Below are 11,504 nucleotides of genomic sequence, written 5' to 3' on the forward strand. Positions count from 1 at the left end.
AGATTACCATTTGCGGGCTGGCCTACATTGCCAGTCGGTTGTCGCAGACCGTTTTAAGACCACATCAGGATTATTTCTTCTGAGGAATAGTTTTGTGTGAGCATCTCCTCGTTCCCTCCCGTTGCGGTAGGACGGGAGAGGGACACCCTCGGGTGTGCTGGAGTCTTAACCAGTCTGCGAACCCTCTTCCGTTCTGCCACCATAAATCTTATGCTCTGGCAGAACTCCCTATATAAGGAGTTGGCTTTGCACATTCATCATTTCTTGGCAGCCATTGCCAAAAGCTATAACAACACAGCTTAAAACACTTAACGAAGCTTGATCGCCATAAGGCTATTTCAGGCTTTAGCTCGTTATTACTTAAAACTTAGACAATTAAAACTTGAGATGTGCTGGGCACAGTCTTTACGGCTTTGCTATGCCTTTTTTTCTCCCAAAGGCAGCGGTTTTTATATCTCATTTATATACAACAATAATTTTATAACGGTAAAAATATGCCACATTCAGACCTTCCATTTCGTGCTTTAAGCGTACTTCATTCGGCAAGATATTTATTTAACAAATACGGCTTTCACAATGTCGGTGTAGATCGAATTATTGAGGCGGCAAAAATCCCTAAAGCTACATTTTATAACTACTTTCACTCAAAAGAACGCCTCATTGAAATGAGTCTAACCTTTCAAAAAGATGGCCTTAAACACGAGGTCATGTCGATTATCAATGTTCAAAAAGAATTAACCTTAGTTGAAAAACTCCGCAAAATTTATTACTTACATGCCGATTTAGATGGGCTTTACCATTTGCCGTTTAAAGCGATTTTTGAAATTGCTAAAACACATCCCAAGGCTTATCAGACCGTAGTTGATTATCGAAATTGGCTGATTAATGAAATCTATAATTTACTTTTAAAAAGCAATGAAAATGCTTCAAAACAAGATGCACACATGTTTTTGTTTGTGATTGATGGGGCAATGGTTCAGCTTTTAGATCCGAACAAACCAGATGAACGAAAGAGATTACTTGAGTATTTTTTGTTGGGGTTTGGGTGAGGTGCAAATAATAAATGATGTTTCTCACTATGAATTATTTTTCTTGATTAAACTTTAATTAATTAATACATAGGTCTAAGATTTATTTAATAAAGACATAAAACAAAAAGGAGAGAAAATAATGCTAAAAACTATACTTTTAATGGCTACTGTTACTATCTTGGGTGGTTGTTCGATTTTTGCCCACGAAGCTCCAGGTGCATATTGGTGCAATGAACCTTTTTTAAAAGAGGATTCTAGACAGTTTGGAGATGATGAGTTAGCGGCTGCAAGGCAAGGCTACATGTATGTAACAGCAGCAGCCTTAGCTTTACAAGGAAACGAGAATGAGGATAAAGATCATTGGATAGGCATCCCTAGTAGATTAAAACCTATTCAGCCTGATCCATTTTTGGGTACCGATGGCTTCCAAGCAAGAGCATTTTTGCTATATGACAAAAATCATCCCGCTCAAATTGAAGCTTTAGTGATTGCTTATACAGGTTCACAATCAAATGATATTTGGGAAGACTGGATTAAAGCAGATTTTCTGAAGGATCAATCTCAATATAATCAAGCACGAGAACTACTTAAAGACCTATCGGTTAAATATCCAGATGTTCATAAAATAATTGTTACTGGTTTTTCTTTAGGAGGAGCCCTTGCAGCACATGTTGCTTTACATAAAGATACCTCTAGTTTAGTTTCAGAGGTATGGACATTTAATCCAAGTGGCCGTATTTATGATTTACGTTCTAAAGCCGAAAAGAAAACTATGGCTAATTCAACTTTAAGAGATCCAAGATTCTGGTTAGTTGCAAACTATCTTGAGGCTGTAAGATATACAAGAAGTTTAACAGCTCATTATTTTTTTGGTTCTGACTGGATTCCTGCTCCAAAATCACAGTTTGTTAATCGAGTAGAATTATATAAAACTAATCCTGTTCAAGGACATTTTAGATACATTCTCTTTCGTGACTTATTGTGGGCAGGTGAGTTAGATGCGCGTATAAATAAACTTGATGAAAATGAGCCTTTGGAAATTTTAAGGAATACTCACTTTAGTTCGTGCAGAATAAAATAAAGGTTGCTAATCGAATTTCTCTATAAATTTATAGTTTTGCTATGCATTCTGTTTTCAGGATGCATAGCTCATACGTTCAATAATAATGTAAATATCTCAATCTGCGTAAAACACTTTAAAAAGTGCTGTATGATCAGATAAATATCTATTTTAAAAGACCGTTTGTAGCTTCAAATATATGGCGGTTTTGAATTGCTTTCATATTCTGATTTTGAAATGATTCATCATAAGTCACTGTAGTTAATAGTAAATCTTTATCCTTGCCTATAAACATATTTCCTACGTTTTTGGCACTCTCTTCATCTTTAGTTAAACGTATGTGGACAACTAAACCATCAAAATAATATCTTATAATAGGATATGACTTCTCAATGTCTTCGTCAAAAATAGGCTTAACAATTAATTCATCAATGAATGGAGTTTGATTGTGGATTTTTCCTTTTGTTGATAACTGTACCAGTGTGATTGGAAAATAAAAGTACTGTCCAGCCTCTCGATTTATCAACATTTCTTTTAATATTCTTAACTCGTCTTCAGGTAAACAAATTTCATTGAACCCAGCTCTTTTTGAAACACATGAGCGCCATAGTAGACTTAAAATAAATAATCTTAAAGTTTTATGGTCTACTTCCTCAAGTTTTCGTATTCCATGGATATCACTTATTTTATCCATTAGATTTTCAGGTAATTCACTATCATTCCAACTACTCCAAATTAATTTGTGTTTTCGTAATTCTTTTATTGCTGCAGTATCAAACTCGGTAAGTATATCTTCCCCATGTTTGGTTACTATTTCAGAATCATACCAACTTGAAGTGGCTTTTTTTGCCCTTAAACCTTCGCCTATTTCTTTCATAATCCCTCCTTTTATTTCTGGCTTTGTTAAGGCTTGAGGGATTAAGTGCGATTTAATAAACTGGCCATATTCACCAGTTAACTTGCAGATGCCAAATTTTTTCATATTTCTAAGCCCAATTATTAGTTTTAAGTAGGTTGTAAATAATTAAATACATCAAACTAGGGCGTTTTAAAATAAGTATTTTTGATAATACTACTATGAAAGATGCTTGGGCTGATTCAGGCGGTGCATGGGATCACCAAAAAGATAAGTGCCGGGTTGCTTCTAATGATCCGAGAAATAAGGAATAGATCGGACAAAGGTTGTTAGTTAAAAAACATAAAAATATTCGGAAGTATAAATTAAATTTTATTTATATCCATGTAATCACTTATTTTATTGTATATAGCTGAAGTGGAATTTACAGCCGCCCTAATAATTTCTTTACCAACAAGAAAATCAACTTCTCCACTCATAATCAATTCTCTGTAACTCAATACTGTCTTAAAAGATCCCTGTATTTCTTCTTGAAACACTAGAAACTCCTTACTTTTTGTAAGCTTATGAAGCATGTTCACTGAGAGGTAAGCAGCATAATATACTGATTGTAATTCTTCGAATTCATTGACTGTTATTTCTTCTTTATGAGATAGATGAAGGTTAATTGTTATATATCTTTGTAAAGTTTTAATAGACTCTATTGCTTGATCACGTATCAATTTTTTATGTTCTTGTTCACGCCAATCAGTAAACAACAAGTAGGCTACAATGGGAGTATAGATAGTTGCTGACCATGAGAGTAATCCTGTCAAAACTGATGACCAATCAGAAGGTTTATCAAATAAGTTTAAGCTAACTAATGATTGGAATATCAGATATATAAAGATACATACAATAAGAATAATTCCATAAAGAACTATCATTTCACATATTAGATCCACTTTTGTTTTCATTTTTTTTCTAGAGGTATTTAAAAATAGAGTGTAAGTAAGCCGTGATTTTTAAATAATACAGAACCTTACTTGTAATTTCCACCCCCACAAATGCTTCAAGTTGGGGTATATTTAAGTAATAACTTATAAGTTGGAGACTATTTTTTGAGAAAATTAATAAAAAGTACGGATGATTTGCCAAAAATATTTGACATAAATAAATACCCAGATATGGACAAGTTATCTGCTTTTGAATGGTTTTTTTTAATACAGACAAGATTTCTACTGCATAATATTTTAGACACTGGTCTCGCTAGTTGGATTGGAACAGATAAGCTAACAGATATTGAAGAGCAGGAAGCAATGTCTTTAATAATTTTATCTCATTTGGATAATCCTATGAGTTTAGATTTAAGTTTGAAATATAAAAAACATAATAATGATATTATAGATTTAGAAATTTCAAGTTCTGATCATTACTACTTTATGTATAAGCATTTACCTGTAAATGAGTTATATGAAGATGAGTTTGAAAGTATTCAAAGAATAGTTGAAAATAGTGGGATAAAATTAAAATGGCTGACGGACGATAAACCATTTTATCCAGTCATGGATATATTAAAATCCCATTTTAAATTTAATATAAAACAATATGATTATCCAATTACTATAAACCCTTATTATCCTGATCATGTTATATTCGATGAGTTTAAAAAAATATTGGCGCAAATCAGAGAAAAGCTTGGATTTAATGAAAAAAATAAATCTTTATCTAAAAAAGATTTGCTAAATTGGGCATCTTACAAACTACTGCCTTATATGGATTTAAAAATTCTTGAATTAGCCGAAAATATTAAAATAACAAATGCTGTAATTTGTTCTGTTTTATACCACAAAGGTGAATATGGAGAGGATACATTGAGAAAAAGTGTTGAACCGATAAGAAAAAGAATATTAGAACAAATGGTATTTGATGGTGCAGATGATGTTACTGAGCTTAGCTATATAGATGCTCTAAGTTATTTGGCCTATGAAGATATCAAAAATATGGAAAAATTTTGAATTAAAGCTTTCCGGAAAATTTTAAATATTTACTTTATCGGAATTTATGAAGTTATTTACTATCCTTTAAAGCTCTAAAAAACAATCGCATACTAGCCTCATCCACACGATGAGGCTTTTTTATGAGTATTAGTGCTGCATTCAATCTAAAAGTCATCCGTACTTTTGACGCGGTAGCAACAGAGCAAATTCAACCGACCGATCCAATGCAATTACTAGCAGATCCAAATATTTTACGTAATGCTTTACTGACCTATTCAGAAAAAGTGATTGAACTGGAGCATAAAGTTGAAGTTATGCAACCTACAGTTGAAGCCTTTGACCGTATTGCTACAGCAGAGGGAAGTTTGTGCCTAACTGATGCTGCTAAAGTTTTACAACAAGAACCACATAAATTTAATAAGTGGCTTCACATGAATGACTGGATTTACAAACGTCATGGCAGCAAACATTGGGTTGCCTATCAAGAGAAAATTAAAGCGGGATATTTAGAACATAAAGTAAAGGATATCCAGCTGCCTGATGGGACGCTCAAAATCACAGAGCAGGTGAGAGTAACACCAAAGGGTTTAACCAAGCTTTCAAAGCTTCTAGGAAACAATAATGCATAATTTAGGCAATAAAAAAGCCCTTCAGAGAATTCTTGGCGGAATCAAAGGGCTTTGGATTGCTAACAAGGAGTATTAACACTGAACAGTATCGTATAAGGGTTTGGGAAAAATCAAGTCTACGATGCCAGTTATGTTGCTGAAGGTCATGGTTTACTAACGAAATATATAGCCAGTTTAGAGTGCTTTAGTCAGATGTTTCTATTTAAGTTAAAGCAATTTAAAAAGCCCTGAATATTCGGGGCTTTTCACTTAAGTTTTACTTTAATGATTCTGGTACATAATTTGGTGAATCAGTACCATAAAATGACTCAATATCTTCATCATACAAAGACTTATATCTATCTTTTGATGCGACATCCTTAGTTTCATCAATAAATTTCTGTATTTTAGCTTTATAGTCAGTGTGACCAGCTTTATACATTTCAGTTAAATATACAAATTCGGCGTCTCTGTACTGGGGATCATTTTTGCTAGATGATTTACTCAATTCGGTTTGTATGAGTTGAGCAGAAGCTTCGTGACACTGTTGAATTTTTACTTTGGTCTCATTTAATTTTTCAAGCAATGTACATCTAAACATTATCCGTTGAGGCAAGGGGTTCTCTTTGATCTGTTGCTCATTTAACTCATAAGCTTCTTTGTACATACCAGACAGCATATAAATATTCATCAATGCCATTTCTCTTTGTTTTTTGGCAGTAACTTTTTTAATTTCAGGTATTAAAGGTGCTAAATTTTGTTTTATCTTTTCATCTTCACCAGAAATCACAACTTCATTTGTGATTGTTTCATATCTATCTAAAATTGCTTTATCACTTGCGGATAGTTCAGTTTTTACGTTTTGAGAACTGCTTTTCGCAGTAGTATCTACCTTTGTTTGTTCATTTGATGCCTTGCTACAAGCAGTAATTCCAAATACAGAAATGAGAACAATAGTACTGATTAATTTTCTATTCATGATTTACGTCTTGATGCTGAATTTAAAGTAAAAGAGAAGCGAGTGTGAGGTGGGTTTGGTCGAACAGTACCACCATCAAATTTTGCGGTGTAACCCATAGTTAAAGTTGCTTCTATAGTTGATAAATCAGGTTTAGGTAGAGTTACCTTACACTGACCTACAGGCTCCTTAGAGTTTTCTGTTGACCAAATGCCTTTTCCCTTTTCCAAACGTGTTTTTCCTAAACTCTGATTGTTATGCACAAGATCAAGTGTTGCGTATGGAAAAATTGTAGCATCACCGCTTAATGTTGGAGGAAGCATAGAAACTGTCACGAAAAATTCTTGCCCTTTTAGAATATAAGTAACTATGAAAGTACATACACCTGAAACAGCCTGACTAATTGCCCCAAAAATATTTTTCTTATCCTCATCGTACGGGAAAATACCATTTGTAAATTTTACATATTTTGTTGTGTTTTGCTCGATGTAGTAGTTCTCATATTCATCTTTAACAAAACTGTCTGTGGCTGGTTGTTTCTGTGAAATTGGAGTTGATGATGATTTTGAAGCTGATGATGCCGCACCACCACCATTGTCCTGAACAACCAAGTTTTGTTGAGGCAGTAATTTGCATCCACAAGAGAGTGAATCATTTACTCGAGCAGCAGCTTTCCCAAAGATTTGCATGCACGGATCGCCAGATACAATAGTTGCAACAACTTTATGAGTTGGGCAAGTTGCTTTGTCGCCAACACAGGCAACGGGAATTCCGTCAATAAGGAACATACTATTCCCTGAGATTACTTGACCACCGCCAGTAGTAGGACAGCCTATAGTTATATATGGTGTCGCCAAAACTATTCCTTCTTATTTTAGTGAAGTGCCAGAATGATAGCAAAGAGGGGTAGACAGTGCTGTATAGTTTTATTAAACCGCTATAAAATTCTGCTTGGTGATTTTATAATACATAGCAATAACGATAGTTTAAGCACTGTACTAATAAGTAAGATTCAATAAGTACAGTGGTTTTATTAAACAATAAACATAGAAATTGAGTATTGGATGCCAAATCAATTTGAAACACATACTTCAGATGTGGGAACTACGATTCATTTAAAAATGAATGGTGAGAATTTAGAAAATTTAATAATTTGGGACCGTGTAATAGTAACTACATATGACATTTTTTTTGTATTTATTGCTTTTGAAGCATATACAAAAAATGAAGGGATTCAAACATTTATTGTACTACTATTATTTTTATTATTTCTTTTCTACAAGCACTATGAATATAGAAAAAATAAACAATGGTCTAAGAATGCCGAGGAAACATTTTTTATTTCCAAAAATAATCTTCGTATTTCTAAAGAATGCCTTGGGAAAAATTTGTTAACAAAAGATATTAATACTCAAAAGATTATTGAAATTGTCTACAGACCTTGGAGTGGTGGAGCGTATCCACCTTTTTTGCCAGAGTTCCATCAAGGTGCTATTCACTTAATTGGTTATGATGATGGTTGTTCATTTGGTATTAATCTTAACAAAGAAGAAGCAGAGGCATTTATTACTGAACTACGTTCTTTAATTATGCAATACCAAGAACCTCGTCATTTTATTTTCGCACCACATATTCACTTGGCAAAAGATTGAATAGTAAATAAGTGAGTTTTCTTACTATTGAAAAGCAATAAATTCTATTGGTACATGTTTACTCAACCATACACTATATTCAAAAGTATAAATTGGGCAATTTTTTATTTACTCATCGTTTAACGCACATTCAAAATTACTTGGGTTTTCTTTACATCTTACTTTCTTCAAAAAATTCATCATTTTAGGGTCATAAATGCCTGCCTTGGTTAGCTGTATACGAGCCTCGCGCATCATTTTCATATAATTCAATTGTTCATTTTTAGGAATATCCATCCAATATTTTGAAGGAATATCACTTTCATATTTAGCAATAATGCCAAACGTTCTATTTAATTGGCTGGCTACCCAAGTCCGCGACTTTTGCCCAAAACCTGCTGGAAACTGGTCTTTACGAATAATGAAATTTGCCGAAATTTGAGTTAAAGGAAAACGAATGATTGCTCCTTTCTCACCTAAACCTTTGTGTAGTTCAAAAGGCTTAAATGCAACAATAGGAGCAGGGACAATATCAATTTCATGGTTATTAAATTTCGCACCAGCATTGGTGACATCTACCGATACAGCCTGACCACCAACATGTTGAACAAGCTTGGGTTGAGCTTCATCATATTTAAATACCCCAATCTTTTTACCCGCAGCCTTAGCGAGTGTATTTATGCTTCTATCATTAACAAATAAATATGCAGGGCCAATTGTACCTAAACCTGCAATTTCGTAAGGGCCTACCACCATGTTTTTTGCGGCCATTGGTGAAGACAACAGCTTATAGGCATTGATTGCCGTTTTCATATTTGTTAATGCGCCAACCGCATCTAAAGATCCTGTGTATTTATTAAATTGACGGCCACGTAAGCCACTAATAATAGCACCATCACATTTGCCGACTTTTAAGTCTTCAGCCGCAACACGTTCATCAACATATGCTTTTAAAGATATATCAGCTCCCCAATTTTTGGCTTCAAGTGCATAGTCTTTGGCTAAAGCGAAAGCGTCTCCCGATTTACCAATTGGGTCAAAAACACAGACTTCTTGTTGCTTGGCATAAATAGTTGTTGTTAAACATGTGCTTGCAATAAGTAAAATAGTTTTAAAACGATCCATATTTAATTATCCATTATTTAAATTATAAAAATTATTTTATAAATCTTGGTTCGATTAGATATGGCATTTCTATAGAAATTTTAAGGGAAAAAGTCAAAAGATAGTTTGGGGTACAGCGGTAGTCATAAACATTTTAACATTGACTAATCATTAGAGAGATCTATAGTTTTAAACAATAGTTGGGATAATTGGGTTTGAAATAAGATGGCTGTAATGAATGAGCTGAATCCAGTCATAGAGAAGACTAAATCCTTAGCTCGAAAAGTGGATGGTCTTGTTCAAGATGAAGATTTTCAAACAGAAATCTCTGGTTTATCTTTACATAGACGGACGAACAAACAGTCAATACATTGTATTTATGATTTAGGTCTTGGCGTCATTTTGCAAGGAGAAAAGCAAGTTCTGATTGGAAATTAGATTTTTACTTATAGCCGTGGGCAAACCATGTTAACGACCATTGATTTGCCAGCAGTAAGTCGATTAACTCAAGCCTCATACTCAGAGCCTTTTCTTGGAATGATGCTTAAATTAGATATCGGAATGATCACAGAAATAGCTGGCAGCATGGAAAACATTCATGTTACTGAAAATATTCCATCTTTTTCGATTGAAGAAATGGATATAGGACTGATTGAGGCCTTAGATCGTTTAGTCGATTTAGTGGAAGATCCTTCTATGATTTCTCAAATAGCGCCACTCATAAAGCATGAAATTATTGTGAGATTATTATTAGGCAAACATGGTGACTACCTAAGAAACTTAATCAAAGTAAGTGTAGCTGAAAAGAATATTTTTAAAGTCATTTCATGGTTAAGAAATAATTTTCTAAATGATGTTCGTGTTGACGAGATAGCTGAACAAGCAAACATGACATCGGCAACGTTTAGAAACCATTTTCGAGAAATCACGAGAATGACTCCGTTACAATATCAAAAGCAGTTAAGATTGCAGGAGGCTCGAAAGTTGATGTTAATGCAATCTATTGAAGTAAGAAGAGTTGCTGAATCAGTCGGTTACGAAAGTCAGTCTCAATTTACAAGGGAATATGTGCGTCTCTTCGGTATTACTCCTCAAAAAGATCTAAAAGAAAATACTATAAGCAAGTAAAGAGTAAGCTTTAAAAACATATGTTTTGATAATGAAAGCTCGAAATAGGCAAACAATATTTAAAATTAGGCAAATTGAATAAGCGACTTAACCCTAGACTGAATTCATCAAGCAAGTGTGCTTATTTATTACCGATATTAATGAGGTGAAAAGATGGAATCAGTAAAAATAAAAAATACCTATTGGGATATTGCTGCCGATTTGTATTTTCCACCAGATTTTGATTCAACAAAAAAATATCCAGCAATTATTAGTGCACACCCAATCGGAAGCTGTAAAGAGCAAACTTCTGGTAATGTTTATGGTCAAGCTTTGGCAAAAGCGGGCTTTGTAGTCATTGCTTTTGATGCGAGTTTCCAAGGTGAGAGCGGCGGCGAACCTCGCTATATTGAAGATCCAACATTACGTGTTGCAGACTTTAGCCTGGTGGTCGATTATCTTGTGACTTTGACTTATGTTGATGAAAATCGCATTGGAGTACTTGGTATTTGTGGCGGTGGCGGCTATTCAATTAATGCCGCAATGACTGAAAGACGTATTAAAGCTGTAGGTACAATTACTGGTGCAAACTACGGTCGTGTTATGCGTGAAGCCAGCGCAGGCAATCCAATTGCATTTTTAGAAGCAATTGCGGCTCAAAGAACAGCAGAAGCTCGTGGTACAGAACTTCGAGTAGATCAAGGTTTATATCCTACTGTCGAAGCTGCAAAAGCAGACAATGCTGATATTGATCCACTAGAAGCGACTGAATACTACCGTACAGCGCGTGGTGAAAAACCCAATGGTGTAAATAAAACTTTATTTTCTCGAAATGCTGTTGCTGTGGGTTGGGATGCGTTCCATTTAGCTGAACTATTATTAACTCAACCTTTAATGATTATTGTCGGTAGTAAACCGGGTGGTTTCGGTGCTTACCGTGATGGTTTTGAAATTATTAACCGTGCAGCTTCTAAAAATAAAGAATTAGTTGTTGTCGATGGTTGGTCACATTACGACTTATATGACAAACCTGAACCAGTAAAAGTTGCTTTAGATAAGCTCATTCCTTTTTATCAAAACAATCTTTAATTGAATTAAAAAATCGAGGCAATAGTCCCGATTTTTTTACGCCGTTAATCAATTAAAGGTCTCTTAATCAAGATGTATCTC

Annotated in this window: 13 protein-coding genes; 8 read left to right on the forward strand and 5 right to left on the reverse strand. The window is 34.2% G+C overall.

The features are described 5' to 3' along the window. The first annotated feature begins 494 nt into the window (after nucleotides 1–494). Nucleotides 495–1,049 carry a TetR/AcrR family transcriptional regulator gene (locus ACS604_RS01130; protein WP_474769548.1) on the forward strand — a complete coding sequence of 185 codons (555 nt, stop codon included), beginning with the start codon at nucleotides 495–497 and terminating at the stop codon, nucleotides 1,047–1,049. A gap of 121 nt (nucleotides 1,050–1,170) precedes the next feature. Continuing rightward, a complete protein-coding gene (locus ACS604_RS01135) occupies nucleotides 1,171–2,112 on the forward strand; it encodes a Tle-like phospholipase domain-containing protein (RefSeq protein WP_474769549.1) in 942 nt (313 codons plus the stop codon). 145 nt (nucleotides 2,113–2,257) lie between these two features. On the opposite strand, the gene ACS604_RS01140 is transcribed toward ACS604_RS01135, so the two are convergent. Together ACS604_RS01140 and ACS604_RS01145 are read right to left on the reverse strand one after the other, a co-directional pair. Beyond that, entirely contained in the window at nucleotides 2,258–3,073 is an 816-nt protein-coding gene (locus ACS604_RS01140) for a hypothetical protein (RefSeq protein WP_474769550.1), read from the reverse strand. A 239-nt stretch (nucleotides 3,074–3,312) separates the two neighbouring features. Then, nucleotides 3,313–3,903, reverse strand: coding sequence for a hypothetical protein (locus ACS604_RS01145; RefSeq protein ID WP_474769551.1), 591 nt, complete (start codon nucleotides 3,901–3,903; stop codon nucleotides 3,313–3,315). A gap of 144 nt (nucleotides 3,904–4,047) precedes the next feature. Between ACS604_RS01145 and ACS604_RS01150 the strand changes: the two genes are divergently transcribed. Together ACS604_RS01150 and ACS604_RS01155 are read left to right on the forward strand one after the other, a co-directional pair. Next, complete coding sequence (locus ACS604_RS01150; protein ID WP_474769552.1) at nucleotides 4,048–4,944, forward strand: DUF6387 family protein; 897 nt, start codon at nucleotides 4,048–4,050, stop codon at nucleotides 4,942–4,944. 122 nt (nucleotides 4,945–5,066) lie between these two features. Continuing rightward, nucleotides 5,067–5,555 (forward strand): phage antirepressor KilAC domain-containing protein, encoded by a 489-nt coding sequence (locus tag ACS604_RS01155; protein WP_474769553.1) that lies wholly within the window; start codon nucleotides 5,067–5,069, stop codon nucleotides 5,553–5,555. A 256-nt stretch (nucleotides 5,556–5,811) separates the two neighbouring features. Here ACS604_RS01155 and ACS604_RS01160 read toward each other — a convergent pair whose 3' ends face one another. Together ACS604_RS01160 and ACS604_RS01165 are read right to left on the reverse strand one after the other, a co-directional pair. Beyond that, complete coding sequence (locus ACS604_RS01160; RefSeq protein ID WP_474769554.1) at nucleotides 5,812–6,513, reverse strand: hypothetical protein; 702 nt, start codon at nucleotides 6,511–6,513, stop codon at nucleotides 5,812–5,814. Further along, a complete protein-coding gene (locus tag ACS604_RS01165) occupies nucleotides 6,510–7,349 on the reverse strand; it encodes a PAAR domain-containing protein (RefSeq protein WP_474769555.1) in 840 nt (279 codons plus the stop codon). Before ACS604_RS01165 ends, ACS604_RS01160 begins: the two co-directional genes overlap by 4 nt. A gap of 207 nt (nucleotides 7,350–7,556) precedes the next feature. Between ACS604_RS01165 and ACS604_RS01170 the strand changes: the two genes are divergently transcribed. Continuing rightward, complete coding sequence (locus ACS604_RS01170; RefSeq protein WP_474769556.1) at nucleotides 7,557–8,144, forward strand: hypothetical protein; 588 nt, start codon at nucleotides 7,557–7,559, stop codon at nucleotides 8,142–8,144. Between the two features lie 108 nt (nucleotides 8,145–8,252). Here ACS604_RS01170 and adeT1 read toward each other — a convergent pair whose 3' ends face one another. Further along, nucleotides 8,253–9,248 (reverse strand): putative multidrug efflux protein AdeT1, encoded by a 996-nt coding sequence (gene adeT1, locus ACS604_RS01175; RefSeq protein WP_474769557.1) that lies wholly within the window; start codon nucleotides 9,246–9,248, stop codon nucleotides 8,253–8,255. A gap of 204 nt (nucleotides 9,249–9,452) precedes the next feature. Here adeT1 and ACS604_RS01180 point away from each other — a divergent pair, with 204 nt between their 5' ends. From ACS604_RS01180 to ACS604_RS01190, 3 genes are all read left to right on the forward strand, one after another. After that, nucleotides 9,453–9,665, forward strand: coding sequence for a hypothetical protein (locus ACS604_RS01180; protein ID WP_474769558.1), 213 nt, complete (start codon nucleotides 9,453–9,455; stop codon nucleotides 9,663–9,665). Then, nucleotides 9,666–10,355, forward strand: a complete 690-nt coding sequence (locus tag ACS604_RS01185) for an AraC family transcriptional regulator (protein ID WP_474770335.1) — start codon at nucleotides 9,666–9,668, stop codon at nucleotides 10,353–10,355. It begins immediately after the preceding gene. Nucleotides 10,356–10,508: 153 nt separating this feature from the next. After that, entirely contained in the window at nucleotides 10,509–11,423 is a 915-nt protein-coding gene (locus tag ACS604_RS01190; RefSeq protein ID WP_474769559.1) for an alpha/beta hydrolase, read from the forward strand. Nucleotides 11,424–11,504: the final 81 nt, after the last annotated feature.

It is taken from the genome of Acinetobacter sp. Li1LvA2, from assembly GCF_056156705.1.